The sequence below is a fragment of the Methylobacterium haplocladii genome, from assembly GCF_007992175.1.
Taxonomy (GTDB): domain Bacteria; phylum Pseudomonadota; class Alphaproteobacteria; order Rhizobiales; family Beijerinckiaceae; genus Methylobacterium; species Methylobacterium haplocladii.
This window is the reverse complement of record NZ_BJZT01000006.1, coordinates 32357-59074: the sequence shown is the minus strand read 5'-3', so window position 1 is coordinate 59074 and position 26718 is coordinate 32357. Positions and strand designations below refer to the sequence as shown.

Annotated in this window: 25 protein-coding genes; 8 read left to right on the top strand and 17 right to left on the bottom strand. The window is 68.9% G+C overall.

The window, feature by feature from the left end; all coding sequences use genetic code 11:
• The first annotated feature begins 37 nt into the window (after positions 1-37).
• On the top strand, positions 38-1366 hold the full coding sequence (mnmE, locus tag MHA02_RS03795) for a tRNA uridine-5-carboxymethylaminomethyl(34) synthesis GTPase MnmE (protein WP_147076679.1): 1329 nt from the start codon (positions 38-40) through the stop codon (positions 1364-1366).
• 255 nt (positions 1367-1621) lie between these two features.
• Here the strand turns inward: mnmE and MHA02_RS03790 are convergent, their stop codons facing one another.
• The 3 genes from MHA02_RS03790 to MHA02_RS03780 all read right to left on the bottom strand — a co-directional run bounded on the left by MHA02_RS03790 (position 1622) and on the right by MHA02_RS03780 (position 3413).
• Positions 1622-2002 (bottom strand): PilZ domain-containing protein, encoded by a 381-nt coding sequence (locus MHA02_RS03790; RefSeq protein WP_147076677.1) that lies wholly within the window; start codon positions 2000-2002, stop codon positions 1622-1624.
• 110 nt (positions 2003-2112) lie between these two features.
• A complete protein-coding gene (locus MHA02_RS03785; RefSeq protein ID WP_147076675.1) occupies positions 2113-2874 on the bottom strand; it encodes a phosphatase PAP2 family protein in 762 nt (253 codons plus the stop codon).
• A 17-nt stretch (positions 2875-2891) separates the two neighbouring features.
• Complete coding sequence (locus MHA02_RS03780) at positions 2892-3413, bottom strand: 2'-5' RNA ligase family protein (RefSeq protein ID WP_147076673.1); 522 nt, start codon at positions 3411-3413, stop codon at positions 2892-2894.
• A gap of 95 nt (positions 3414-3508) precedes the next feature.
• Here MHA02_RS03780 and MHA02_RS03775 point away from each other — a divergent pair, with 95 nt between their 5' ends.
• Positions 3509-4414, top strand: a complete 906-nt coding sequence (locus MHA02_RS03775; protein WP_147076671.1) for an alginate O-acetyltransferase AlgX-related protein — start codon at positions 3509-3511, stop codon at positions 4412-4414.
• Between the two features lie 82 nt (positions 4415-4496).
• Positions 4497-4664, top strand: coding sequence for a hypothetical protein (locus MHA02_RS21990; protein ID WP_170249002.1), 168 nt, complete (start codon positions 4497-4499; stop codon positions 4662-4664).
• A gap of 681 nt (positions 4665-5345) precedes the next feature.
• On the opposite strand, the gene MHA02_RS03765 is transcribed toward MHA02_RS21990, so the two are convergent.
• The 3 genes from MHA02_RS03765 to MHA02_RS03755 form a co-directional block, all read right to left on the bottom strand.
• Positions 5346-6194, bottom strand: coding sequence for a DUF6456 domain-containing protein (locus tag MHA02_RS03765; RefSeq protein ID WP_147076667.1), 849 nt, complete (start codon positions 6192-6194; stop codon positions 5346-5348).
• 132 nt (positions 6195-6326) lie between these two features.
• Positions 6327-6527 carry a hypothetical protein gene (locus MHA02_RS03760; protein ID WP_147076665.1) on the bottom strand — a complete coding sequence of 67 codons (201 nt, stop codon included), beginning with the start codon at positions 6525-6527 and terminating at the stop codon, positions 6327-6329.
• Between the two features lie 128 nt (positions 6528-6655).
• Complete coding sequence (locus tag MHA02_RS03755; RefSeq protein WP_147076663.1) at positions 6656-7093, bottom strand: Ros/MucR family transcriptional regulator; 438 nt, start codon at positions 7091-7093, stop codon at positions 6656-6658.
• Positions 7094-7539: 446 nt separating this feature from the next.
• Here MHA02_RS03755 and MHA02_RS03750 point away from each other — a divergent pair, with 446 nt between their 5' ends.
• Positions 7540-9711 (top strand): S9 family peptidase, encoded by a 2172-nt coding sequence (locus MHA02_RS03750; RefSeq protein ID WP_147076661.1) that lies wholly within the window; start codon positions 7540-7542, stop codon positions 9709-9711.
• Positions 9712-9792: 81 nt separating this feature from the next.
• Positions 9793-10074 (top strand): hypothetical protein, encoded by a 282-nt coding sequence (locus tag MHA02_RS03745; protein ID WP_147076659.1) that lies wholly within the window; start codon positions 9793-9795, stop codon positions 10072-10074.
• 172 nt (positions 10075-10246) lie between these two features.
• On the opposite strand, the gene ppx is transcribed toward MHA02_RS03745, so the two are convergent.
• The 4 genes from ppx to MHA02_RS03725 all read right to left on the bottom strand — a co-directional run bounded on the left by ppx (position 10247) and on the right by MHA02_RS03725 (position 15448).
• Positions 10247-11788 carry an exopolyphosphatase gene (gene ppx, locus MHA02_RS03740; RefSeq protein ID WP_147076657.1) on the bottom strand — a complete coding sequence of 514 codons (1542 nt, stop codon included), beginning with the start codon at positions 11786-11788 and terminating at the stop codon, positions 10247-10249.
• Positions 11789-11799: 11 nt separating this feature from the next.
• Positions 11800-14169 carry an RNA degradosome polyphosphate kinase gene (locus tag MHA02_RS03735; RefSeq protein ID WP_147076655.1) on the bottom strand — a complete coding sequence of 790 codons (2370 nt, stop codon included), beginning with the start codon at positions 14167-14169 and terminating at the stop codon, positions 11800-11802.
• Between the two features lie 113 nt (positions 14170-14282).
• Entirely contained in the window at positions 14283-14720 is a 438-nt protein-coding gene (locus MHA02_RS03730; RefSeq protein WP_238180208.1) for a UCP034077 family protein, read from the bottom strand.
• Positions 14720-15448 (bottom strand): P-loop NTPase family protein, encoded by a 729-nt coding sequence (locus MHA02_RS03725; RefSeq protein WP_147076653.1) that lies wholly within the window; start codon positions 15446-15448, stop codon positions 14720-14722. Before MHA02_RS03725 ends, MHA02_RS03730 begins: the two co-directional genes overlap by 1 nt.
• A gap of 217 nt (positions 15449-15665) precedes the next feature.
• Here MHA02_RS03725 and MHA02_RS03720 point away from each other — a divergent pair, with 217 nt between their 5' ends.
• Positions 15666-17210 (top strand): hypothetical protein, encoded by a 1545-nt coding sequence (locus MHA02_RS03720; protein ID WP_238180207.1) that lies wholly within the window; start codon positions 15666-15668, stop codon positions 17208-17210.
• A gap of 164 nt (positions 17211-17374) precedes the next feature.
• Here the strand turns inward: MHA02_RS03720 and MHA02_RS03715 are convergent, their stop codons facing one another.
• The gene (locus MHA02_RS03715; RefSeq protein WP_147076652.1) at positions 17375-18466 is read right to left on the bottom strand and encodes an AI-2E family transporter; all 1092 of its coding nucleotides are present in this window, start codon (positions 18464-18466) and stop codon (positions 17375-17377) included.
• 275 nt (positions 18467-18741) lie between these two features.
• Here MHA02_RS03715 and MHA02_RS03710 point away from each other — a divergent pair, with 275 nt between their 5' ends.
• Both MHA02_RS03710 and MHA02_RS03705 read left to right on the top strand, forming a co-directional pair.
• On the top strand, positions 18742-20376 hold the full coding sequence (locus tag MHA02_RS03710) for a DEAD/DEAH box helicase (protein ID WP_147076650.1): 1635 nt from the start codon (positions 18742-18744) through the stop codon (positions 20374-20376).
• 241 nt (positions 20377-20617) lie between these two features.
• Positions 20618-21781 (top strand): dimethylmenaquinone methyltransferase, encoded by a 1164-nt coding sequence (locus tag MHA02_RS03705; RefSeq protein WP_147076648.1) that lies wholly within the window; start codon positions 20618-20620, stop codon positions 21779-21781.
• Between the two features lie 7 nt (positions 21782-21788).
• Here the strand turns inward: MHA02_RS03705 and dnaQ are convergent, their stop codons facing one another.
• Genes dnaQ through MHA02_RS03675 form a run of 6 tightly spaced genes read right to left on the bottom strand, consistent with a single transcriptional unit; the run spans position 21789 to position 26439 of the window.
• Positions 21789-22523 carry a DNA polymerase III subunit epsilon gene (gene dnaQ, locus MHA02_RS03700; protein WP_147076646.1) on the bottom strand — a complete coding sequence of 245 codons (735 nt, stop codon included), beginning with the start codon at positions 22521-22523 and terminating at the stop codon, positions 21789-21791.
• A gap of 35 nt (positions 22524-22558) precedes the next feature.
• Positions 22559-23182 carry a dephospho-CoA kinase gene (gene coaE, locus MHA02_RS03695; protein ID WP_280177955.1) on the bottom strand — a complete coding sequence of 208 codons (624 nt, stop codon included), beginning with the start codon at positions 23180-23182 and terminating at the stop codon, positions 22559-22561.
• The gene (locus tag MHA02_RS03690) at positions 23179-24018 is read right to left on the bottom strand and encodes a shikimate dehydrogenase (RefSeq protein WP_147076644.1); all 840 of its coding nucleotides are present in this window, start codon (positions 24016-24018) and stop codon (positions 23179-23181) included. Before MHA02_RS03690 ends, coaE begins: the two co-directional genes overlap by 4 nt.
• On the bottom strand, positions 24015-24968 hold the full coding sequence (locus MHA02_RS03685) for a cation diffusion facilitator family transporter (RefSeq protein ID WP_147076642.1): 954 nt from the start codon (positions 24966-24968) through the stop codon (positions 24015-24017). The genes MHA02_RS03690 and MHA02_RS03685 overlap by 4 nt, the downstream gene beginning before the upstream one ends.
• A gap of 17 nt (positions 24969-24985) precedes the next feature.
• The gene (locus MHA02_RS03680; RefSeq protein ID WP_147076640.1) at positions 24986-25612 is read right to left on the bottom strand and encodes a Maf family protein; all 627 of its coding nucleotides are present in this window, start codon (positions 25610-25612) and stop codon (positions 24986-24988) included.
• Positions 25609-26439 (bottom strand): pyruvate, water dikinase regulatory protein, encoded by an 831-nt coding sequence (locus MHA02_RS03675; RefSeq protein WP_147076638.1) that lies wholly within the window; start codon positions 26437-26439, stop codon positions 25609-25611. Before MHA02_RS03675 ends, MHA02_RS03680 begins: the two co-directional genes overlap by 4 nt.
• Between the last annotated feature and the right edge of the window lie 279 nt (positions 26440-26718).

Sequence of the window (26718 nt, the reverse complement as noted above, 5' to 3'; positions counted from 1 at the left end):
ATCTCGCCACCCGTTGCGGGTGGCGGGACTCTCGGCGATGGCGGATCCGGCAGACCACGACGGCCTCACCCTGTTCGCACCCGCGAGCGGGTTCGGCCGCGCCGCCGTCTCCGTGATCCGCATCAGCGGGCCGGCCTGTCGCCGTGCCCTGGAGGCGATCTCCGGTTCCCTGCCCGCGCCGCGCCGCCTCTCGCTGCGGGCCATCCGTGACCCCGACTCACGAGAAACGATCGACCGCGGGCTGGTGGGCTGGTTTCCCGGTCCGAACAGCTTCACCGGCGAGGACATGGCCGAGTTCCACCTGCATGGCGGGCTCGCCGTGCGGACGGCCGTGTTGCGCATCCTGGCGCGACTTCCGGGCTGCCAAGCCGCCGGCCCGGGCGACTTCACCCGCCGCGCGGCGCTGAACGGCCGCCTCGACCTCGCGCAGGCCGAGGGCATCGCCGACCTCATCGATGCCGAGACCGAGGCCCAGCGCCGGCAGGCCCTGCGCCAGCTCGACGGGGCGCTCGGACGGCAGGTCGGCGCCTGGCGCGAGACCGCGATCGACCTGCTGGCCCGCACCGAGGCCGCCCTCGACTTCTCCGACGAAGGCGATGTCGACGACGACGGCCTCGACGCGGCGCTCGCCGGCAACGCCGAGGCGCTCTCGAAGCAGATCCAAGCGGCGCTCGGTGACGGCCGGCGCGGCGAGCGGCTGCGCGAAGGCTTTTTCGTGGTTTTGGCCGGACCGCCGAATGCCGGAAAGTCGACGCTGCTGAATGCCCTGGCCGGCCGCGAGGCGGCGATCGTGTCGAGCCTGCCCGGCACCACACGCGACGCCATCGAGGTGCGCTGCGACCTCGGCGGCCTGCCGGTGGTGCTCGTCGACACGGCGGGCCTGCGCGAGACCGACGATCCCGTCGAGTCCGAGGGCATCCGCCGCACCCGGCGCCGGATGGAGGATGCGGACCTCGTTCTCCACCTGTTGCCGGCTGACGAAGCCGGCGAAGCGGCGACGCCGCCGCAGCGCGGCCTCGCGGTGCAGACCAAGATCGATCTCCTTGCGGCCCTCCGGTCCGGCGACGACCTCGGCGTCTGCGCCCTCAGCGGTGCGGGGCTCGACGCGCTGCTCGACGCGATCCGGGCCGCCGCCGAGGTCTCCCTCGGCGGCGGCGACGGGCTCGTCACCCGGGAGCGCCACCGGGATGCCCTGACCCGTGCCTGCAGCCATCTCGACCGCGTCGCGAGCCGCATCACATCTGCGCCCGAACTCGTGGCGGAAGACCTGCGGCTCGCGGTTCGTGCCCTCGGTGAAGTCGTCGGGCATGTCGGCGTCGAGGAAATGCTCGACCACCTGTTTGCCGGCTTCTGCATCGGCAAGTGACCGCTTCGCGATTCTGCGTCTCGGGCCGGGGATGAAATCGGCTGCGCGAAGCGTCTGCCTCACTGTCGTCGGGCTGTTCGCCCTGTCACGCGGTCCGCGGACGACGGGCAGGCCGGCCTATCCCCTCGATCGTGCCGGCCTGCCAACGGATCATACCAGGGGCCGTTAACATCGCCCCTTCGCGCGATCGGCCGCCGACAAACGTCACGGCGCGGCGTACGGCCCTGGAGACGTCGGCCGTCAGGGCCGCCGCTATCAATGCAGCGCCCATTCGGCGGGACGAGCCTGCAGTTCGATCTCCGCGATCCGCGCCCGCAGCCGCGCCAACTCGGCCCGGCTCTGCCTGAGGCTGTCCTCCAGCATGCCGACGCCCTCCCGCTCATGCGCCTCGCTCACGAAGCGCACACCCATCTCGTCGCCGGAACGCCAGACCGTCTCGACGGCCCGCGTGGTGCCGCGGCTGTCGACGACGATGGCGAAGCGATCGGGAAGCGGGATCGTCCCGCTGACGACGACCCGCGCCCCGGCGGGGGAGAGATTGCGCAGAATGCAGTTGGTGTCGGACAGGATGCAGCTGTGGACGATCCGACCGCCGATGAAGACGCGCCTTCGGGTGGCTTCGCGACGCTCGCTCATAGGGATGGCTTTCGAACAGTCGGCTGCAGTCAGATCGACAATGCGATAAAACAACAAATGATGCGTTCGGCCAATCTTTACCCCGCTTTAACCTTTACGGCGCGGAGCCGTCATGCAGAAGGCGGGCCCGTCGGCTCGACGTCGCCGCTGCGCTGGAGCTGGAGGGCGACGAACCAGCAGAGCGCCGCCCAGGCCGCCCCGACGCACCAGCCGGCGAGCACGTCGCTCGGCCAGTGCACGCCGAGATAGACCCGGCTGATGCCGACCGAGACCGTCATGGCCACCCCGAGCGCGATCACCAGGATGCTGACCCGGCGGCTCCGCTCGATCCGCGCGAGCAGCGTCGCCAGCGTCAGGTAGGCGATGGCCGACATCATGGCGTGGCCGCTCGGAAAGCTCGCCGTGAACACCTCCATGCCGTGCGGGACGAGATCCGGCCGCGGCCGGTGATAGAACAGCTTGAGCACGGTCGAGACGGCCTCGCCGCCGCCGATGGCGGCCAGCACGAACAGTGCGATGCGCCGGCGCCGCGTCAGCATCAGATAGATGCAGGCACTCACGGTGATGAAGACGATGGTGACCACGCTGCCCCAGCCCGTGATGTCGCGCATGGTCTCCTCGAGCCAGGGCGGCCCGATCGGGTCGGAGAGGTCGGCAGGGTTGCGCAGCGCCAGTAGGAGCTTGCGGTCGAGCGCCTCCGTCGAGCCCTCGCCGACCTCGTGCGCCAGGGCGAAGAAGCCATAGCCGAGGAGGCTCAGCACCAGCAGGGAGACCAGGGGACCCACCTCGTTGAGGTGGAAGCGCCGCCAGACCTGGACGGCACTGCCGGCGATGGGCGCGCCCGTGCGGCGGGCGATGTCGGGGATTCTCATCGGCGGCCGGCTTACCCTCATCGGCTGCCGCCGAACAGCAGCGCCGCCCGCGGCTCCCAGGGGCCGCCGAGATAGCGCCATAGCAGCACCCCCGGCGCGGTGAACCGGAAGGGCGCGAAGTCCCGCTCCAGATCCGCCTGCAGGGCGCGCGCCGTCTCGGGGGCGACCTTGTTCTGCACGGTGACGTGCGGGCGCCAGCCCTGCCGGTCCTGCGGCGTCAGCGCATCGGCAAAAGAGGCGGCGAGCCCTCCGCGAAACGCGGCGAGCGCCTCGGATTCGAGCACGAAGGCGACGCCGCGGCCGATGAAGCGCAGGCCCGTCACCGTCACCTCCGGCACCTCCATCCCGCGTGCCAGGGCGTCGATCCTGTCGGTGATCGCGGCCTCCCGGTCGCCGGGGAGCGCGTGGAACAGCGTGGCATGCGCGGGAATGTGGTTGAGCGCCTTCGGAAAATGCCGGCGGCGCAACGCATCGAACCGCGCGAAGGCATCCTCTTCCATCTGGAGGGTCAGGATCAGGGGCGGTGCGTGCTCGGACATGGCCCAGTCGAAATGGCGCTCGCGCCGCGGGGTTCCAGCATGGGGCAGGCGCGCGGGCGCTGTTCACCCCGCTCCGCCCCCGCTAGACACCCACGATGCTCCCCCCCGATCCCCTGGAAACCGTCCATGTCGGCCGGGACGGCTGGCTGTTCCTGGTCGGCGGCAGCAATGCCGTGCTGAGCCAGTATCGCCGCCTGTCCTTGCACGGGCTGCGCCTGCGGGCCTGGGCGCGGCTGATCGCGCGGCGCAGTGCCCGCGCGCAGGCTCTCGGCATCCGCTGCGTCCACACGGTCGTGCCCGAAAAGCTCTCGGTCTACGACGACCGGACCGATGGCCTGCGCTACGAGCCGGCCCGGTCTCCGGCCCGCCGGCTCGGCCGGCGGCTGGCAGGCCTGTCCGGCTATGTCGACCTCGTCGCGCCGATGCGCGCGGCGCGCGCGGAGGCGCCGCTCTACCGCCGCACGGATTCCCACTGGACCTATGACGGCTGCTACATCGCCTACCGCGCCCTGATGCGGGCCTGCGGTGCGATTCCTCCACCCGATATCGGCGACCGCCCACGCTTCACGCACGAAGGCGTCTGGGACCTCGGGGAGAAGCTGCCCGACCGCCCTCGCGAGACCGTCACCCACTGGCTGATCGACCGCGACGCCGAACGCGTCTGGGCGAGCCCCCGCGTCGAGGCCTACGAGGCGGCCGGCCGCGCCGGCGACCTGCATACCGGCGCCCATGTCGTCTACCGCAACGCCTCGCCCCATGCCGACCCGCGCACCCTGGTGCTGTTCGGCGATTCCTGCGCGCACTACACCCGCATCCTCCTCACCGGCTTCCTGGCCGAGAGTTTCGCCGAGATGCACTTCATCTGGTCGTCGAGCATCGACTGGGCCTATGTCGAACGCGTCCGGCCCGACATCCTGATGGTCGAGATGGCCGAGCGGTTCCTGGCCCGGCTGCCGACGGACGATTTCGATGTCGAAGCGCATGGGGCCGAGACGCGGTGAGTCCGGCGTCTGCGCGGCATTCGTGCCCGCGCCCGCCGTCTCCAGACGCCGAACTTCCGAGAACGAGAGCGGCGCCGAGCCCATGACCGACCGGCTGGGAAGGGCTGTCGAGACCGTGCGGGAGGTACCGGCCGTCGGGCAAGCCAGCCTCGCACACACCATCCTGAGGCTCGCAGAAACCGGCAAGCCGCTCGACATCGAGCCCGGATATCGGGGCGCGGTGATCGAGAGAGCGACCCAGGCGGCATAGGGCGGGTCCGCCGACGGCAGCGCCAGCGACATCGTCGCTCGCGCCTTTCGAGATGCCCGCACCTGACGCTCCGGCTTACGCTATACGCTGGGAGCGGACCGGTCGAGATCGCGTTCTACCGCGTCGCGGGCGATCCGCAGGCGGTCCGGCGCATCGAAGGCGCGCTACGAGCTGCTCTTGCACCATCGATGCGGCGAGGACGGCCCTGTCGTGCCTTTCGAAGGCGGATCGGCTCACGCCACAACGTTCGGATGTGTGTTGCGCTCGCAGTAGACCCGCGCCGCTGCAGGCGTGATACTCGGCGCGGAAAGAGGGGGAACGATGCGCAAGAACCTCATTGCAACCTTGATCCTTGCCTGCGTCGCGTCCGGCTGCGTGTCGCCGAATGCGCGTGGTCCGAGCTCGGGTCTCGGCAGCGGGTTGAACGTCGATCCCGCTCGACCGAAGTCGTGCTACGGCGGTCCGGTTTACGTGCCCTGCTAGGGTGTGAGCCCACTCGGGATACGGCCTGGGTGTCGGATTTCCCGGTCACCGCCGCGTAGGCGCCCCCGCGCCTGCCAGCGACCGATCGCTCGAAGAGCCGATGTTTGGGGCCGCCGTCATCGCCTTCGGGTTGATCGGGTCCGGACCTTAGCGCGTGCTGCCGTTCCGTGAGAAAGGCAGCACGCCCCAGCCGCTCCGTCAGGTTCCCGCCCGCCACAACCGCATCCGGCTGCGCTCCGGCCCGGTCGCCTCTCGCCCGAGCCCGTAATGCTCGGCGAGGCGGCCGAGGGCGATGCGTGCGACGACCTTGGCCGAGCGGGCCGGCCAGCTGCGCTCGGATTCGATCCGCTCCAGGCCCTTGAGAAAGCCGCAGAGGTCGATCAGCAGCCCCGACAGATCCAGGCCGACGGCCGCCAGCGCCCGGTCGACCCGGTCCTTGGCGGCGATGCGGCGGTCGGAGGCGGCGGCCGGATCGCGCGGGCCGCCGCCATCCACCTTCGGCGTGGCCCAGTCGGCACCTGTGCGCGGCAGCATCGCCGCGAGCGTGAGGTCGCGCCGCAGCCGCTCGCCGGCCTCGAACGCAGCGGCATCGATCAGCGGGGCGCCGTCGCGGCCGCGTCGCCGCGCCATCCAGGCGAGCGGGCTCTCGGAGGCGTCGCGCAGCACCGGCGCGGCGCCGCTCGTATCGACCACCAGATCGAGATGCTGCGCGAGGCAAGCCGTCTCGCCGGGCCAGTCCTTGCGCCGCAGCCGCGCCCGCCCGGCATCGCTCACCACCAGCCGCTGCCCCCGGCCGCCTGCGTGTTCGGCGAGGCCCGCCCGCACCAGTGCCTCCCCGGAGACCGCAGCGAAGCGCCCGCGCCCGAGCGAGACGCCGCCTCCGCCACCGCGCAGGATCAGCATCTCCGGCTCGACCGCATCGGAGAGGGCGTAGGCACCCTCGGCGGCGAGTTGATCGAGGAGCCGTTCGGCCTCGCGCGAGAGTCCGGCCGCGACCGGAACCAGCCGCGACCGTGCGGCGATGCGTGAACGACGGGGTATGTTCATGATATGTTCCAACGCCAGAACACCTCGTACAGCCGAGGAGGAAGCCGACGCTAGAAGAAAAATATCCTAATGCAAGACTTGACCGCGCCTGCCCTGCGCGACGGCCACGGCAGCGTCACGCTCTCCGGCCGGTCAGGCTGGGCCGGATTTCGTCGGCGGCTTCTTGAGGATCTCCGCGATTTCGTCCTCGGACTTGCCGGCGACGGCGTAGCCCATGCCTTCGAGGCGCGCGATCAGCATGTCGCTGTCACCGGCCGAACGGGCGGTCCACTCGGCCAGCAGCGTATTGATCTCGGAGATCTTGTCGGCGGGAGAGGTGTCTTCGTCGGCCATCGGAAGATCAATGTCTCCGAAGGCGCTGCGTTCCCGCGGCTTTGTTGTTGATGAACAGCAATCCGCACGGCCCGGCAGGCCGGATCGGGCTCCGGGGGAGGGACCGTGTCCTTCGGAGCCCGGCGCGATCAGGCCGCCTCGTGGTAGTTGCCGTCGCGGGTCTGACCGAGGCCGATCGCCTTGGCGAGATCGGAGCGGGCCTTGGCGTAGCTCGGGGCGACCATCGGATAGTCGGCCGCCAGGCCCCACTTGGCGCGATACTGCTCGGGGCTGAGGTCGTACTTCGCGCGGAGGTGGCGCTTGAGCGACTTGAAGGTGCGGCCGTCCTCGAGGCAGACGATGTAGTCGTTCGTGACCGACTTCTTGATCGGCACGGCCGGCTGCAGCGGCTGGGCGGGGGCCTTGCTCTCGGGCGCCTGGCCGCTGGCGACCTGAATCAGCGCGCCATGGACGCGACCGAGGAGCTGGGGCAGCTCGGTGGGGGGCACGGGGTTGTTGCTCACGTAGGCCGACACGATGTCGGCGGCCAGTTCGACGAAATCGACCGGCGTCTCGGCGTCTTTCATGATCGGATCTCTTCCCTTGTCACTGGCGCGGCGGGCGCGGGTGGCGAAGCCGCTCTGCTGAGCAGAGCCGGTTTCCCCTGCATGCGCAGGCAACACGCAACGCGTCGCCCCGCTCGTCGGCAAGTCTTCTACACAATGCGGTGCCCCAGTCACCGCGGTTCGTCACTTATGATATTCGATTAGCTCTCGCAAGACACGGGCGATATGCAGTCCGGCAGGGAATCTTCTTTCCCATCGGGTCTGGCAATTTGCCGAGATTTCTCAATGCTGAAGCCAGTCAAGGTACTGGAAGTTGAATTCGCACGGAATGCCCGCGCGCCGTGAGGCCGCGAGCGCTGCCCTGCCATGCCCGGCAAGCGGCTTCGGGTTGCGGGGTACGCCGCATCGCGGCACATGGCGGCGCAGGGGCGGGCTCGACCGCCGCTCACGCTCATCGGAAACGCACCATGACGTCCGACACGCCGCTCCCCGGCCCGTTCACGCTTCCCGCCGAGGCGCCGCAGGCGGAGGCCCGGCCGCACGCCTTCACGATCCACGGCCGCAGGATCGCGGACGACTATGCTTGGCTGAAGGCCGAGAACTGGCGTGACGTCCTGAAGGATCCGGCTACGTTGCCGGACGACATCCGCGCGTATCTCGAATCCGAGAATGCCTATGCCGAGGCGGCGCTCGGCGAGGCCGGGGCCCTGCGAAAGTCGCTGGTGGCCGAGATGCGCGCCCGCATCCGCGAGGACGACGCCAGCGTGCCGGATCCCGACGGCCCGTTCGCCTACTACATGCGCCACCGCGAGGGCGGCCAGCATCCCCTGGTCTGCCGCCGCCCGCGCACCGTCGTGGTGCTGCCGGGCCAGGGCGCGGAGACCGCCGCCGACGGTGGCCCCGAGGAGGGCGAGGCGATCCTGCTCGACGGCGACAAGGAGGGCGAGGGGCTGCCCTTCTTCGAGATCGCCGCCGCCGTGCATTCCGACGACCACCGCCGCCTCGCCTGGGGCGCCGACACCAAGGGCTCCGAACTCCACACCATCCGCGTGCGCGACCTCGACACGGGCACGGACGCCGCGGATCTCGTCGAATCCACCTCCGGCGAGGCCGTCTGGAGCGCGGACGGCACCGCCTATTGGTACGTGGCGCTGGACGAGAACCACCGCCCGGCCCGCGTCATGCGCCACCGCGTCGGCACGCCGCAGGCCGAGGACGTCCTAGTCTACGAGGAGGCCGATGCGGGCGTCTTCGTCCATATCGGCAAGACCCAGTCCGGCCGCTTCCTCACGGTGAGCGCGAGCGATCACGAGACCTCGGAAGTCCACCTCCTCGATCGCACCGTGCCGGATGCGGCGCTCACCGTGGTCGCACCGCGCGAGCACCGGCTGATCTACTCGGTGGAGAACTGGGCCGACTACCTCGTCATCCTCACCAACGCCGACGGCGCCGAGGACTTCAAGATCGTCACGACGCCCCTCACGGCACCCGGACGTGAAAACTGGCAGGACGCCGTGCCCTATCGGCCCGGCGTGATGATCCGCCACCTGCACGTGCTCGGAAACCACATGGTGCGGCTGGAGCTCGAGAACGCCCTGCCGCGCATCATCGTGCGCGACCTCGCCGGCAACGAGCACGCGGTGTCCTTCCCCGAGGAGGCCTATTCGCTCTCCCTCGCCTCGGGCCACGAATTCGAGACGGCGCGCATCCGCTTCACCTATTCCTCGATGACGACGCCGGCCGAGACCTACGACTACGACTGCGTCACCAAGGGCCGCCACCTGAGGAAGCGCCAGGTCGTGCCGAGCGGCCACGCTGCCGGCGACTACGTCACCCGCCGCATCTTCGCCACCGCGCCCGACGGCGAGCAGGTTCCGGTCTCGCTACTGCACAAGAAGGGGTTGTCGCTCGACGGCAGCGCGCCGCTGCTGCTCTACGGCTACGGCTCCTACGGCACGCTGATGCCGGCGGCCTTCTCGACCAACCGGCTCTCGCTGGTGGATCGCCGCTTCGTCTACGCCATCGCGCATATCCGCGGCGGTACCGAGAAGGGCTGGCGCTGGTACCTCGACGGCAAGCGCGAGAAGAAGCCCAACACGTTCTCGGATTTTGTCGCCTCGGCCCGGGCGCTGATCGACGCCGGCTACACCTCCGAGAAGCGCATCGTCGCGCATGGCGGCAGCGCCGGCGGCATGCTGATGGGGGCGGTGGCCAACCTCGCGCCCGAGTTGTTTGCCGGCATCGTCGCCGACGTGCCCTTCGTCGACGTGCTGAACACCATGCTCGACGCCGACCTGCCGCTGACCCCGCCCGAATGGCCCGAATGGGGCAACCCGGCCGAGAGCGAGGCGGCCTGCGCCACCATCCTGTCCTACTCGCCCTACGACAACGTCGCCGCCAAGGCCTACCCCGCGATTCTGGCGCTCGGCGGCCTGACCGACCCGCGCGTGACCTATTGGGAGCCGGCGAAATGGGTCGCGCGCCTGCGCGCCACCATGACCGGCGGCGGTCCCGTGCTGCTGCGCATCAACATGGAAGCCGGCCACGGCGGCGCGGCCGGTCGCTTCGACCGGCTCGAGGAAGTCGGGCTGATCTACGCCTTCGCGCTGATGGCGGCCCAGGCGGCAAGACCCGCCTGAACGAATGCAGTGCGTGCACCGTCCCTTAACCAAAACCTGCGCGTTAAGCGTACGCATGACTCATGCGGTCGAGGTGCGCGCTTGCCGATCGGATTCCGAGAGAAGGTGGTCGCCGGGATCGTCCTGGCGATCGGTGCCATCGCCATGGCCCGGCACGCCTCGACCCGTCCGCCCGCCGACCCCTGCGAGACCGATCCGGGCGCTTATGCCTGTGCGATGTTCGCCCAGCCGGAATGGCTGAAGCGCCGGGTCTATGCCGGACGGATGGTCGCACGATCCGAGCCGGCGCCCGCCCCTGTGGCGACCGTGGACGCCATCGCGATCTCCGCGGACGTCCCCGAGCTCGGTGCCGACGGCATCTGATCCCGCATCCGGTCGATCTGCCCGGAAACGGGCGCGTCGGATAGCGGAGAGACAACCAGATACGGTCTCATCCGACATCCGGTCGATTGCTTCGCAATGCGGATGCCGGCTTCGCTCGAACGCCGCGCGGGCTTACCGATACACTTTCCGAATGAAACATTCGGAAAGCGTATCAGCCCACCTCGACCCGGCCGTCGAGGCCGATCACCCGGCCGAGGCCGCGGACGCGGTTGAGCAGGCGCTCGCCGTCGAGGGGGCGCCATTCGGCCGGGAGCCTGAGCACGATCTTGCCGCCCTCCACGACGAGCGGGGTTCGTTCGAGCACGCCCGCCATGCCCGCGGTGATCGGGAAGGCGACGCGCTGTAGAGCAGCGATCAGCCGGGCGCGCTCCAGCAGGCGGGGGCCGGCGAGATCGCGGAGCGTCTGGCTCGCCTTCTCCGGCGCGATGCCCTCGTGGCGGAAGTAGCCGGTGAGCGCGAGATAGGCCCGGCCGGGATGGTCGATGCCGGTGAAGGCGGCGTTGGCGATGACGTTGAGGCCCTGCTCGCCCCGGTAATCGGGATGCGCGCGCCAGTTGATGTCCGACAGGAGGCAGGCAGCGTGGCGGAGCCGCCGTTCGTCGGCGGTCTCGGGTCCGTCGAGGGTCGCGACGAAGCGGTCGGTCCAGCCGCGCAGTTCCTCGCCGTGGCCGGGGGAGCGAGCGCGCTGGTCGTTGAGCACCTGAGCCCCGGCGATCAGCGGGTCGAGCATCCGGGTCTCGCGGTCGAGCTGCTCGAACAGCAGGCCCTCGCGCACGCCGAGTGCCGAGATCGCGACCTCGCGCGGCCGGCCGACATTGATGATCTCTTCGAGCACCACCGCGCCGAAGGCGAGCAGCGGCCGACGCGCCTCGGAGACCAGCTCGACGTCCTGAATCGCGCTCGATTCGCTCTTCTCGACCATGTCGAGGAAGTCGAGGGTGTCCTGCGGCCCGACGCTGTAGCCGTGCATGACGTGGAGGTGGTAGCCGCGGGCGGCCATGTGCAGCTTCGCCAGCGCCCGCCAGGTCCCGCCGACGGCGTAGAAGGTGCGGCCGCGCATGATCTCGAGCTGCGGCTCGGCTTTCTTCAGGTGCTCGCGGGCGATCTTGCGGGCCTTTTTCGCGGAGTCGCCGGAGAGGTCCTGCAGAGCGAGTCCGCCGAGCGGCATGGTCACGCCCTGGCCGACCGTCGCGCCGCGCACGTCGACGAGTTCGAGCGAGCCGCCGCCGAGATCGCCGACGACGCCGTCCGGCCCGTTGAAGCCCGAGACGATGCCGAGCGCCGACAGTTCGGCCTCGCGCCGGCCCGAGAGCAGCTCGATGCCCTGGCCGAGGATGTCCTCGGCGGCCTTGATGAAGGCGGGGCCGTTCTCGGCATCGCGCGCGGCGGCGGTGGCGAGCACGAAGATCCGGCCGATCTTCATCGTGTCGCAGAGGACCCGGAACCGCCCCAGTGCGTGGAGCGCGCGGCGCACCGCCTCGTCGCTCAGGCGGCGCGTCGAGAACACGCCCCGGCCGAGGCCGCACAGGACCTTTTCGTTGTAGAGCGGCGTCGGTGCGCGGGTCAGCCCGTCATAGGCGACGAGCCGCACCGAGTTCGACCCGATGTCGATGATCGCAACGGGCTTGAGCCGGTCGGGCAAGGGCATGTCGGCGGAATGGGCGAGCGTCAGGTGCGAACGAATCGGTCCCATGCGTCACCCTTTCAGGCCCGCTGAGCCCGGCGGCTCAACGAGCGGGGGCTGGATTTCTTCGACGACTTGCCGCGCCCGGACAGGCTCGGATTCGTCATGAAATACTTGTGCGCGTTGAACGGTTCTTCGCCCTCGGCGGGCTGGATCCGCTCGCTCGCGCCCGATGCCAGTACACGCCAGCTCTGGCGGTTGTCGAGGAGGTTCGCGAGCATGATCTGGTCGAGCACCTGCTGATGCACCGTCGGATTGGTGATCGGCAGCAGCGCCTCGACGCGGCGGTCGAGGTTGCGCTGCATCAGGTCGGCGGACGAGATGTAGACGATCGCCTTGGGGTGCGGCAGGCCGGCGCCGTTGCCGAAGGCGTAGATGCGCCCGTGCTCCAGAAAGCGCCCGACGATCGATTTTACGCGGATGGTTTCGGACAGGCCCGGCACGCCGGGGCGCAGGCAGCAGATCCCGCGCACCACGCAATCGATCTGCACACCCTCGGCCGAGGCGTCGTAGAGCGCGTCGATGATCTGCTGGTCGACGAGCGAGTTGCACTTGATCCAGATCGCGGCGGGGCGCCCGGCCTTGGCGTGGGCGATCTCCTGCTCGATGTGCTCCAGCAGGCGCGGCTTCAGCGTCATCGGCGAAACCGCCATGCGCTCGAGCTCCGCCGGCTCGGCATAGCCGGTGATGTAGTTGAAGATGCGGCTGACGTCGCGCGCGATGGCCGGGTCCGCCGTGAAGAAGGACAGGTCGGTGTAGATGCGCGCGGTGATCGGGTGGTAGTTGCCGGTGCCGACATGGCAGTAGGTCACGAGCCGCTCGCCCTCGCGCCGCACCACCATCGACAGCTTGGCGTGGGTCTTCAGCTCGATGAAGCCGAACACCACCTGCGCGCCGGCCTTTTCGAGGTTCTTGGCCCAGCGGATGTTGGCCTCCTCGTCGAAGCGGGCCTTCAACTCGACGAGTGCGGTCACCGACTTGCCGGCTTCCGCCGCCTCGGCCAGCGCCGCGACGATCGGCGAGTTCGAGGAGGTCCGGTAGAGCGTCTGCTTGATCGCGACGACGTTCGGATCGCGGGCGGCCTGGGCCAGGAACTGCACCACCGAGTCGAAGGTCTCGTAGGGGTGGTGGACGATGAAGTCCTTCTGCCGGATCGCCGCGAAGACGTCGCCGCCGCTCTCGCGGATGCGCTCGGGGAAGCGGGCGTTGTAGGGCTTGAACTTGAGGTCCGGCCGGTCGATCCCGACGATCTGCGAGAGCTCGTTGAGCGCCAGCGTGCCCTCGACGAGGAACACTCCGTCCTGCGCGATCTCCAGCTCGTCCATGACGAAGCTGCGCAGGTCCTCGGTCATGCCCTCCTCGATCTCGAGGCGGATCACCACGCCGCGGCGGCGCTGCTTCAGCGCACTCTCGAAATGCAGGACGAGATCCTCGGCCTCCTCCTCGATCTCGAGATCGGAATCGCGCACCACGCGGAAGGCACCCTGGCCCTTGACGGTGTAGCCGGGAAACAGCCGGTTCGTGAATTTCACGATGACCTGCTCGATGGCGATGAAGCGCGCCGTGGCGTCCCCTGCCGCGTCCGGCAGCCGCACGAAGCGGTCGAGCATGGAGGGCAGGCGGATCAGGGCGCGCAGGGTCCGCCCGTCGCGCGGACGCACCAGCATCAGGGCGATGGTCGAGCCGAGATTCGGGATGAACGGGAACGGATGGGCCGGGTCGATGGCGAGCGGCGTCAGCACCGGCAGGATGTGCTGCAGGAAGTAGTCGTCGAGCCAGGTGACGTGCGGCTCGGAGAGGCCCGCCGGCTCGACGAGCTCGATGCCGACCTCCAGCAACTCGCCGCGGAGCGCGTGCCAGCGTTCCTGCTGGTCGAGGGCCAGCCGCGAGACCTCGGCGCCGACCCGCACCAGCTGCTCGGAGGGCGAGAGCCCGTCCTGCGAGGGCGTGGTGATGCCGGCGCGGACCTGATCATACAGGCCCGCCACGCGAACCATGAAGAACTCGTCGAGGTTGGCGGCCGAGATCGAGAGGAAGCGCAGCTGCTCCAGCAGCGGATGGTTCTTGTTCGACGCCTCTTCGAGGACGCGCCTGTTGAACTGTAGCCAGGACAGCTCGCGGTTCACGAAGCGCTCGGGCGAGTGCCGCAGGTGGCGGCCGGCTTCCAGGACCGGTTCGCGGGCGGCCTCGTCGGCCGCCTTGGCGGCCTTCTGGCCGCTCGACCCGATCTCGGGCTCGGCGGCTTTCTCGGCAGCGAGGATGCGGGCGGCGCGGGCCGTGCGGGCACGAGCGGTCTCGCTGCGGACGCCGCGCTCGGTGGCAAGCGTCGTCTCCTCGGACTCGATCGCCTCGCCGTCCTGCACCGTGACGTCCGATTCCATCTCCGGCAAAGGTCAGGCTCCTCAGTTGCGCGCGGGGCGGTGCCCTAGCACGGGCCGGCCTATGGCATGTGACGCTTTCGTGACAGAGCGGTCGATGCCGTCGCGCCCCGCCGGTCGGGAGCCTACTCCCCTTCGGCCTTCGTCTCCTCGGCGAAAATCGTCATGTTCGGCCCGAGATTCGGCGCAGGCCTGCGCGGCGTGTTCATGAGGCTCAGCAGGAGCAGCGACTCACCCATCACCGCCTTGAAGCCCGGCGTCACCGTGATCGGCAGGCAGCGGTCCAGGGTGCGGTAGGCGGCCGCCTCGTAGCGCTTCTTCGCGTCGTCGTCGCCCTTCAGGATCTTCGCCATGACCATCGGCGGTCCTCGCAAGCCCCCGTTCGGTGCGAACAGGAAGCGGAAGGCCACCACCGAACCCTCGGTGCCCTTCGGAACGGTCCAGCAGCGCACGAAGGCCGTGCGCAGGTCCCGCCAGTTGTCGAGAGGTTTTGCGGGCTCTTCCGCGCTGGCGGGAAGGATGGCCAGGAGCCCAAGCGCTCCAAGGCTAGGCGCTCGTCTCATCAAGCCTCCTCGTCTGCCGGATCGTTCTCGTCCCCTGCCTCGGCCATGCCGAGCCGGTCCAGCACCGCCAGCGCCAGCGGCTTGGTGATCCGCCGCCCGCGTCCGAGGGCATCGCGGTCGAGTTCGGCCACGACGTCGCGGGCACGGGCCAGCGAGCGGTCGATACGCAGGGCGACCGCCTCGACCACGGCGAGGTCGACCACGATCTGCCGGTCGACGAAGAGCTTGACGATGACCGCGCGCAGCAGCGCGTCGTCCGGCGGCAGGATCTCGACGCGTGGGGCGAGCCGCAGCCGCGAGCGCAGATCCGCCACCTTGAGGCCGAAGCCGTCGACCGGACCGGCGCCGGTGATCATCACTGGGCATTTCCGCTCGCGGGCGAGGTTGAGCAGGTGGAACAGGGATGACTCGTCGCGCCCGGCCGGGCGGTCGACATCCTCGATCACCAGGGCGCCGTTCGAGACGAGATGCGTGACCTGATCGGCCTGCAGCGCGCCGGCGGAGACGGTCCAGGCATGGGCACGGGTCGCCCAGATCGACGCGAGGTGGCTCTTGCCGCTACCGGGCGGCCCTTGCAGCAACAGCACGGTGTCCGGCCAGTCCGGCCAGGCCTCGACCAGGCCATAGGCCGCCTCGTTGGCCGGGCCGACGAGGAAGTCCTCGCGGCCGTAGCGCGGGTCGAGGGGCAGGTCGAAGGTGAGCTGCTTCGGCGGAGCTTTGTCGCGCATGGCGGGCTTATACACCCGATCCCTTGCGAATTTCGTGTTCGGCGCCGGCCCGTGATCCGCGGCCGCTTCGCGTAATCGTCGGGCCAGGACTGCACGCGATACAGCGGAAATTGCGTAAAATTAGAATTTCAAAATGCTCCAGCGGACCGAATCGGGCCAGAGCCAAGTCTTAACGACTCCGATCCCAGATCAGAGACTGATTTTCGGGAGAGGCGACATGACGCGATCACGGCACGGTTTCCTGCTGGCCGCACAGACGATCGTGATGCTCGCGACGAGCATCGGCTTTGGCGCCACACAGGCCGCGGCGACGACCGACGAGGTCCGTAACAAGCTCGCCCGCAAGGACTGCGTCCGCGGAAAGTTCGCGAACTACTATCGCGAGGGCAAGGGTGGGGATCCCGCGCCGGAGTATCGCGGCCGGGTGTTCAAGCTCAGCCAGAACTATCCCGACCAGCTGCCGCCGGCGGAACAACTTCCGTGGCAGGCGATCGACTTCAAGGACGGTGCTCCGGTCGATCCGAGGGCCTACCTTCAGGCACTTCTCGATTACGGCCTCGAAGGCAATGTCGACGTCGACTTCTATGTCGAGGACAACAAGGTCCGCAAATGGTACGGCATGCCGTGGATGGACTGGAACACCGAGGTCGCCTCGGACTGGCCTGGCACGGACGGCCGTGAATTCGTCCACGGCTTCACCCACGAATTCGACTCGTCCGGCAATACGCTCAGCACCCTGCAGCGCGATTTCGTCGACACCTGGTCGGGCGCCTATTTCAACGACCGCGCCGCCTTCGGCATCGGTCAGGTCTATTGCAATCCCGACGACCCGAAACCGGGTGCGCTGAACCCCGACCCGACCGCGCTCAACACCTTTCCGGACGGCGCCTTCATCATCAAGCTGCTATTTTCGACGGTGACGGAGGACCAGCTTCCGACCGTGAAGAACGCGCTCGAATGGAAGGCCGACGTCTTCGTCAACGACGATCCGCGCTGGCGCAATGCCGGGCCGCTGGAGCGGTTCAAGCGCGCGGTCGGCACGATCCGCATGATCCAGATCGACGTGTCGGTGCGCGACGCGCGCAGCACCACGGGCTGGCTGCTCGGCACCTTCGGCTACGACGGCAACGCGAAGGGCGACACGCCCTGGAAGCGGATGGTGCCGCTCGGCCTCCAGTGGGGCAACTCGCCGAAGGCCACGTTTGCCGAGACCTGTACCGGGCCGAACGGACCCTGCGACCAGTCGAAGCTCACCGAGCAGTGGATCAACCCGCAGGCCTTGAAGGAGCTGACGACCGCACCGCTCAACTTCAACCATCTCGGCTATGGCGGGCGCCTCGCCGGGCCCGTCGACAACGCCAAGGCCTCCTGCATGGGATGCCACCAGACCGCCGGCTTCCCGAACGTGGCGATCCTGCCGGAATTTTCCGCCAACGGCACGCTGCTCGGCCTCGACGCCGAGCGCCAGCCGCAGACCGAGCAGAGCCTGCGGATGATGTATCAGGCGAACGTGGTCTCGGGCGTGGTCTTCAGCGACACCCAGCTCTATTCGTCGGATTCGTCCCTGCAGCTCTCGATGAGCCTGCAGAACTTCGTCTCGCTCCGTTGCGCGGCCCGGCAACCGGGAGCGGCTGCGCCCCAGGAGACGCCCTCGCTCTGCACGCAACTCGCCCGCTGGCAGGTGCTGCAGCGCAAATCGATCGACGCCGTCTCGACCTTCGGGACGCCGGGACCGGATGGCGGGCCGCTGCCGACCCCGTAGGCGTTCAGACCGTCTCCGGGCGATCGCCTCGGGATCCTCCTCCGTCATTGCGAGCGTAGCGAAGCAATCCAGGGCCAGATCTTGGACGCCGGCGCATTGGCCCTGGATTGCTTCGGCTTTGCCTCGCAATGACGGCAAAGCCTGAAACAGCCGCCGCGCAGAGGCTACTCCTCCGGCTCGGCCAGCAGCACCGGCTCCTCCGACGTGTAGAGCCGGCTCTGCAGGTACCGCTCCACCCCGAAGCGCACGACAACGCCGATCGAGGCCGCCACCGGCACCGCGAGCAGCAGCCCGACGAAACCGAACAGCGTGCCGAAGGCCAGCAGCGCGAACATCAGCCAGACCGGGTGCAGGCCGACGGAATCGCCGACGAGTTTCGGCGAGATCACGTTGCCTTCCAGAAACTGTCCGACGAGGAAGACGCCGACCGTCAGGCCGATATGCAGCCAATCGCCGGTGGGCCACCATTGCACCAGCGCGACGCCCAGCGAGAGCAGGAAGCCGGTGAGGCTGCCGACGAAGGGGATGAAGGTCAGGAAGCCGGAGATCAGCCCGATCAGCACGCCGAAGTTCAACCCGACGGCAAACAGGCCGACCGCGTAGAAGGTGCCGAGGATCAGGCAGACCAGCGACTGCCCGCGTACGAAGCCGGTAACGGCCTGATCGATCTCGCCGGCCAGCCTGCGCACGGTGTCGCGATGGCGCGGCGGCACCCAGCTGTCGAGGCCGGCGACCATGCGGTCCCAATCGTGCAGCAGGTAGAACGCCACCACAGGCGTGATGACGAGGAGCGAGGCGATCGAGACCAGCGCCTGGCTGCCCGACCAGATCGAGCCGAGGAAGGCGAGGAACCAGGTTCCGCCCTGGCCCACCAGGGAGCCCACCGAGCTCTGCAGCTCGCCGACGACGTCGGTGCCGCCGATCTTTTGCAGCACCGGGCCGACCCGCTCGACGATGATGCCCTGGAGCTTCGAGACCATGCCCGGCAGCGCGTTGACCAGCGAGGCGATCTGCCCGGCGGCCAGGGGCACGACGATGATCAGCAGCATGATCAGCCCGACGACGAAACCCGCCAGGATGATCAGCGTCGCCGCGAGCCTTCCGACGCCGAGCCGCTCCAGCCGGTCGGCGAGCGGGTCGAGCAGATAGGCCAGCGCCAGCCCCGCCACGAAGGGCAGCATCACCTCGCGCAGCGAATAGAGCAGGAAGACCAGGACCCCGAGGATCAGAAGACCGATGATTGCCCTGGTGCGCATCCGGCTCCCCATGTGTCGACACGACTGGGAAGCCCGGTTTTTTCGGTCGAGGCAAGTCCAAGGGGCGGGTTGCGCACGAGTGGAAACGACGCTCGACGGCGCCTGATACCGCCTCCGGATGACTGGTTCGGTCGTGCGCATCTCCTCTCCCCGCAGGCGGGGCGAGGGGATGCGCGGAGCCCGCTTCGAACAACCAGGAAAGGTATGACGGGGCCGAGGACACACGATACGATCCCCCTCTGTTCTCATCGGCCACGGCTCTGTAGACAGCCGCCATGCTCCAGCTTCGCCCCTACCAGCGCGCGGCCCTCGACGCGCTCGACGCCCATTGGCGCGACGGCGGCGGCGGCGGGCTGATCGTGCTGCCGACGGGGGCGGGCAAGGCGCTGGTGATCGCCGCCCTCGTGCGCGAGACGATGCGGCGCGCGGCCGGCACGCGCATCGCGATCGTCACGCATGTGCGCGAGCTGATCGTCCAGAACCACCGCGAACTCATGGGCTACTGGCCCGAGGCGCCGGCCGGCATCTTCTCCGCCGGGGTCGGCCGACGCGACGCGGAGGCGCCGATTCTGTTCTGCGGCATCCAGTCGGTGCGCGACCGCGTCGAGGCACTGGCGCCGTTCGACCTCGTGATCGTCGACGAGGCCCACCTGATTCCGCGCTCGGCCGAGACAAGCTACGGCCGCTTCCTGGCCGGCGCACGCGCGCGAAATCCCGAACTGCGGATCGTCGGCCTGACGGCGACGCCCTACCGCCTCGATTCCGGCCGGCTCGACGAGGGGGCGGGCCGGATCTTCGAGCGCATCGTCTACGAGGCCAATGTCGGCGACCTGATCCACCAGGGCTGGCTCGCGCCGTTGATCTCGAAGGCGACGGTGACGGCACTCGACGTTTCGGGGGTGGGAAAGCGCGGCGGCGACTATATCCCGGCGGCGCTGGAGGCGGCGGTCAACCGCGACTGGATCACCCGCGCCGCCGTGGAGGAGATGGTGGGCTACGGCCGCGACCGGCGCTCCTGGCTCGCCTTCTGCGCCGGAATCGCCCACGCCACCGCCGTACGCGACGCGGTGCGGGCGGAAGGGATCCGTTGCGAGACCCTGTCCGGCGAGACGCCCAAGCGCGAGCGCGACCGGATCGTCAGGGCCTTCCGCGCGCAGGAGATCCGCTGCCTGACCTCGGTGGGCGTGCTGTCGACCGGCTTCAACGTGCCGGAGGTCGACCTGATCGCGCTGCTGCGCCCGACCCAGAGCGCCGGGCTCTATGTGCAGCAGGTCGGCCGGGCGCTCCGCCGGGCGCCGGGCAAGACCGACGCGCTGATCCTCGACTATGCCGGGCTGGTGCGCGCCCACGGCCCCGTCGACGTCGTCAGCGCCCGCAGCGTGGCCCTCGGACTCAAGACGCCCGGCGAGACGCGCGCAAAAGCCTGCCCGGGCTGCGGCGCCCTGATCGCCCTCAACGCCAGCACCTGCGAGGGCTGCTGGATCGAGCCGGACATGGAGGACGGCGACGCCATACACGACGCGGAGGCCGACGACGAACTCACGATCCTGTCGGCCGCCGTCACCGGCTGGGTGCCCGTGGAGGCCTGGCGCCTGGGCCGCGGCGCAGGACTTCTGGAGGATCGTCTGGAAGCCGAGTTCCGCTGCCGGGACGGGGGCTACCGGGTCGAACTCGCCCTCGAAGCCTCCGGTTACGAGCGGGAGAAGGCGGTGCAATGGTGGCGCGGCCTCGGCGGTACCCGTCCCGCCCCGATGACGGTGGCCGAGGCGCTCGAACGCCGTGAGGAACTGAGCCGCCCGGTCGCGATCCAGGTCCGCGCCAACGGCCGCCTCTCCGAGAACGTCGCGTATCGCTTCGAAGACGGCCGTACCTTTTCGGACGTGCGCCGCCGCGAGGATCTCGCGGCATAGGAGAATCCTCAGCCAAGCGGCCTCCCAAGCTCGACCTCATCCTGAGGTGCTGCCCGCAGCGGAGACCTCGAGGGTTCTCCAGAGAACTCGGAGACTGCTGGAGGACCCTTCGAGGCCCGCTGACGCGGGCGCCTGAGGGTTAAAGTCGTGGGTGGGATAGGGGAGAGGATACGAAAGCGCCGCTTGTGCCCGGCCCGAACCCGGAGCATCTGCGGGCGCAGCAACGGCCAGGAACGCATCCGTGACCATCACGCAGATCAGCCATCACGACCTCGACGGCTACGGAGCCTGCATCGTCGCGGGTCATGTCGCGGACGTCGCGCGGGTGGTCCACGTGCCGCGCTACTCCGACGTCGGCGGCGTGCTGCAGGCCGAAGGCGAGCGGCTGGCGAAGGCGGCGGGCTCCGAGACGCTGCTCGTCACCGACCTCAGCCTCGAGGCCGACGCCGTCCGCTTCATCAAGGGTTTCGTCGCGGCGAACCTGAAGCGGTCGGAGGAGCGCCGCCACCGCCTCGTGGTGCTCGACCACCATGCCTCCTCCGTGGAACATCTCGCGGCGCAGGGCCTGGCGCCATTCCCCGCCGAGGCGACCGGCGGGCCGGCCCTGTTCGACGCCGGCGACCCCCTGGTGCATGTCGCGATCGATACGGACCGCTGCGCGACCCGCATGATGTTCGAGAACCGCGCCCTGATCTCCGACCGCGACCTCGATCCCGGGCAGGAAACGCAACTCGCCGCCCTCGTCGCCGCCATCGATGCCTTCGACCTCTGGCGCAAGGCTGATCCTGCCTTCCGGCAGGGCATCCTCTGCAACGAGGTACTCTGGGAGAGCAGCGCAGCCTACGTTCCGGCCGGCCATCCCTGGCACGACCTGTTCCTCGACAAGCTACTGATGGCGATCGCGGCCGAACTCGCCGCGAACGTGCCGCCGGCCGAGATCGAGTTGAAGGTGGCGAGCCTGCGCAAGGGCGTCGCCGATGCATTGCTGTCCGACGAACCCAGCGACGACGCCGCCCTCACGACGCGGGCGCGGTTGCACGCGGCTTTGTCCCGCTCGCCAGCGCTGTTCCGCACGCTGCCGGACGGCACCAAGCTCTCCTTCGGCCTCGACGGCGGCGTCTTCCAGGCGGTGTCGGATCACATCATGGAGCGCGGCGACGCCGAGCGCGTGATCAACGCCTCGCGCGGCGGCGGCATGTCGTTCCGCTCCCGCAACGGATCGGCCCTGGAGGCAGCGCGCAAATTCAGGGGTGGCGGCCACGCCGATTCCGCCGGAGGCAAGCTGCCGAACGGCGGCGCGTTCTCACTCTCCGACGCGGCAGCCCAGATCGAACCCATCCTGTGCCCGCCGCAGCCGAAGGAATCGGACAGTCCGTTCGCGGCGCTGAAGGGTTGGAAGAGCTGAGGTCGGCTTACGGCGATTCCTCGCCGAGATATTCCTTCCAGATCGCGCTTCCTCCGAGCGTCGCCACGAAGGCGGTATGGCGGTTGCGTTCGTCGTCGGTCAGGCGGTTGCGCATGGGTCGACGCGCAAGGCTCGCCGGATCTTCCGACCCGCGAGCGATGGCAGCGTCGGTGTGGCGCATGCCGTCCGGCGCGACCGCCGCGAGGCCGAGGCTGGTCTGCTTGCCGCCGAGCAGCTCGATATACACCTCGGCCAGGATCTCGGCGTCGAGGAGCGCTCCGTGCTTGGTCCGCTTGCTGGTGTCGATGCCGTAGCGGTTGCACAGTGCGTCGAGGCTGTTGGCGGCGCCGGGATGCCGGCGGCGGGCGAGCGCCAGGGTGTCGACCACGTCGCCGAGCGCGATCGGCGGCGGGGCCGAGACCTTCAGCCGGGCGAATTCCATGTTGAGGAAGCCGACGTCGAAGGCGGCGTTGTGGATCACCAGCCGCGCGTCGCCGCAGAAGGCCAGCAACGCATCGACGATATCGCCGAACAGCGGCTTGTCGGCGAGGAACGCATCGGAAATGCCGTGGACGCCGAAGGCTCCCTCGGAGACCGCCCGCTGCGGATTCACGAAACGGTGGAAGTATTCGCCGGTCCGGATGTGGTTGATCAACTCGACGCAGCCGATCTCGATCAGCCGGTCGCCGCCCTTCGCATCCGTGCCGGTGGTCTCGGTATCGAGGACGATCTCGCGCAGCATGTCTTTCCGGAATTCGCGTTGGAGCCTGGCCGAGCCTACCGCGAATCCGTTAACCGCGCGATGAGCGCCGTCACCTCGGCCTCGGCCCGCTCGAAACCGTGGCTCGTATCGATCACGACGTCGGCGCGCCGGCGCTTCTCGGCATCCGGCATCTGCTTGGCGAGAATTCCCGCGAAGGCCGCCTCGGTCATGCCGGGCCGGGCGAGGACGCGGGCACGCTGCACCTCGGCCGGGGCGCTGACGACCACGACGGCATCGCACCGCGTCTCGGCACCGGTCTCGAACAGCAGCGGGATGTCGAGCACGACGAGGGGCGCATTCGCATGCCGCTCGAGGAAGGCACGGCTTTCCGCTCCGACGAGCGGATGGACCAGCGCTTCCAGCCGCTGCAGCGCCTCCGGGTTTCCGAGGACGGCCTCGCGCAGCGCGCTCCGGTCGACGCCGCCGTTCGGTTCCAGGGTTCCGGGAAACGCCGCGCCGATCGCCTCGGCCGCGCCGCCGCCGGGTTCGTAGAGGCGATGCACGGCCGCATCCGAGTCGTGGACCGGCACGCCGCGCTTGGCGAAGAGCGCGGCCGTCGCCGACTTGCCCATGCCGATCGAGCCGGTGAGTCCGAGGATTTTTCTGGGTTTTCGGCCCCTCGGCTGCGCGTCGCTCACCGCGCGAGGTCCGCCACGACGAGGGCGCGAAGCTCCGGAGTCACCGCGGGCCGAACGCCGAACCAAGCCGAAAAGCCCGGTACGGCCTGATGCAGCAGCATGCCGAGGCCATCCACCGCAGCGAGACCCCGTGTACGGGCCGCGGCGAGGAGCGATGTTTCCAGGGGCGCATAGACGATATCCGCCACCGCCGCCGTGTCCGGTAGCGGCGCGAGGTCGATGTCGAGGCTCGGGTGGCCCGTCATGCCGAGCACCGTGGTGTTCACCAGAAGCCGCGCCTCGGACAGCGCCTCCGGCAACACGGCCCAATCCAGGATTTCGATCCGCTCGGGATCGAGCTCGACCAGCGCCCGGGCCCGCTCCGGCGTGCGGTTGGCGACGCGGATCCGCGAGAAACCCCGCTCTGCGAGACCCACGACGACGGCACGGGCCGCGCCACCCGCACCGAGGACGACCGCCATTCCGCCTAGACGCTCGATCCCATCGATACCGAACGATTGTTCGAGATGGGCGATGAAGCCCGGCGCATCGGTGTTGTCGCCGTGATTGCGGCCATCGTCACCGATGACAATCGTGTTCACCGCCCCGATCTTCTTTGCCCGCGGCGTAAGGGTGTCGGCCAGCCGGAAGGCCGCCTCCTTGTGCGGAATGGTGACGTTGCCACCGATGAAACCCGCCTGGGCTGCGTCGCGCAGGAAGTCTGAAAAACCGTCCGGCGGGACGTCGATGCGCTCGTAGGACCCGGCGATGCCGTGCTGCGCCAGCCAGTACCCGTGGATCAACGGCGAGCGGGAATGACCGATCGGGTGTCCGGCGACGAAGGCTTTGCGCATCATGCCTCGCATTGCGCGGGGAGGGTGCAATCGGCGCTGCCGATGCGCTCGATCTGCAGGGTGGCGTGGGCGATGCCGAAGTCATGTCGAAGCGTGTCCGCCGTATCCCGCAGGAAACGATCGGGCAGGGCGCCGTCGGCCATGACGAGATGTGCGGTCAGGGCGACCTCCGTCGTGCTCATCGGCCAGATGTGGAGGTCGTGCAGCGCGCTCACGCCGGGCCGGGCTTCCAGGCTTGCACGCACCGCGATCGGATCGATGCCCGGCGGTACGGCCGACAGCGCCATGCCGAGGCTGTCGCGGAGCAGCCCCCAGGTCGCCCAGACGATCAACCCGGCGATGACCAGGCTGACCACCGGATCGATCCAGTCGAAACCGGTGGCGAGGATGACGAGGCCCGCAAGGACGACCCCGGCCGACACCACCGCATCGGCCAGCATGTGCAGGTAAGCGCCGCGGATGTTGATGTCGGTGCGTCCGCCGGAGGCGAAGAGCCAGGCGGTGAACCCGTTGATCGCGATCCCGATCCCGGCCACCACCATCACGGTGACACCGGCAACCGGTGCCGGATCGAAGAACCGCTGCACCGCCTCCAGCATGATCGCCCCGGTGGCGATCAGCAGGAACACCGCATTGAACAGAGCCGCGAGGATCGAAGAGCCGCGAAGGCCGTACGTGAAGCGGGTACTCGGCCGTCGTCTTACCAGCACCGAGGCGATCCAGGCCGCGGCGAGACCGAGTACATCGGACAGGTTGTGGCCGGCATCGGCAACGAGCGCCATCGAGTTGCCGACCAATCCATAGCCGGCTTCAATGATGACGAAACCGACATTCAGGGCGATCCCGATGGCAAAGGCGCGCCCGAAATCCTTCGGCGCATGGCTGTGTCCGGCATGGCCGTGACCGTGATGCGCATGGTCGTGGTGAGCGTGCCGGTGATCGTGATCCGGCATCCTGGGACTCGTCTCCGTCATCGGATCGCCAGAAGCCCCCTGCCGCGTAGTCTCGCGAGGAGCGGAATCAGCGGCAGGCCAAGCACCGTTGCATGGTCGCCGTCGATCCGCGAAAAAAGGTGGATGCCAAGGCCTTCGAGCTGATAGCCGCCGACACTCGACGTCACCCGTTCCGTGCCGGCCAGGGCGAGATAGGCTGCAATCGCTCCATGGTCGAGCGGCCGCATCGTCAGCCGGGCCGTTTCGCAAAACGTCTCGGTCGTCCCTCCGGCGACGAGAGCGACTGCCGAATGGAGCGCATGCGTCCTGCCTTGAAGACGGGCGAGATGGTCTGCCGCCTCCCGCAGGTCGGCCGGCTTGTGGAGCACCGTTCCGTCGATCTCCAGCACCTGGTCGGCGCCGACCGTGACGCGATCCGGATGCCGCCCGGCGACATCCTCAGCCTTGGCCTCTGCCAAGCGGATAGCGAGGTCGATCGGTGCGAGATCGCCTGCATCGGCCTCGATACGGCGCTCCTCGACATCGGGCCTGATCGATTCCGGTACGAGACCGGCGCCAACTAGAAGCGCCGCCCGCGTGCGGCTGGCAGATGCGAGGATCAGCGGCCTCGCCCCGAGCCAGAGACGGTGTGCGTTGTCGCTCACGTCGCGATGAACTTCAGGCGATGCTCGCGATAGAGATCGAGGATCGCCGCCGCGGTTTCCTCGATCGAACGACGGGTCACGTCGATGGTCGGCCAGCGGTATTTCGCGCAGAGTTTTCGCGATGCGGCAACTTCGTCGGCGACGGCGCTGCGGTCGACATACATCGAGTTGTCGTCGGCTTTCAGGCTCAGCAAACGGTTCTGGCGGATGTGGACGATCCGCTCCGGCGAGGCGATCAGCCCGACAATGAGCGCCTTCCGGGTGTTGGCCAGCGAGGCCGGCAACGGCATCGACGGGACCAGCGGGAAATTCGCGGTCTTGAGCCCACGATTGGCGAGATAGATCGAGGTCGGCGTCTTCGAGGTGCGGCTGACGCCGACGAGGACCACGTCGGCCTCGTCGAGATCCGGCGGGAGGTTGCCGTCGTCATGCGCCAGGGTGAAGTTCATCGCGTCGATGCGCTTGAAGTACTCGGCGTTCAGCATGTGCTGTGCCCCCGGCCGGGCCGTTGAATCCGCGCCGAGATAGGAGCGGAGCAGGGCGTGGACCGGCTGCAGCACGTTGAGCGTCGGCGAACCGGTCTCGCGGCAGGCCTCGTCGAGCCGGGCAATCAGTTCCTGATCGACGAGGGTGTAGAGCACGAGGCCAGGGGCCGCCTGGATCTCGGAGATCACCCGTTCGAGCTGCGCCCGGGATCGCACCAGCGGGTAGACGTGCTCGATCGCCGAGACGCCCTCGTACTGGGCCGCCGCCGCCCGGCCGACGTTGATCAGCGTCTCCCCGGTCGAATCCGAGACCAGATGGAGGTGGAAGTAGCTGCGGCTCATCGCGAATTCGCTTTTCCCCTGCGCGCTCGCGGACCGGCGAAACGGCAGCTTGTCCCCAGGCTCAGGCCAAGGGAGTCGACGGATGGGGATAAGCCGGCTTCTGAGAAGGGTCCAGCGGCGGAAGACCCGTCTTGTCGACTCCTGCGTCAACAGCCCGTCGAGTCCGACTCGTGTGAGCGGACGATTGGGAGAATCCGGGACCGTGCCACGTCGTCGGACGGGCAGCTTCAGGCAAGCTGCTGGCGAGGCTCGCGATTGCAGAAGACTAGACCGGATCCG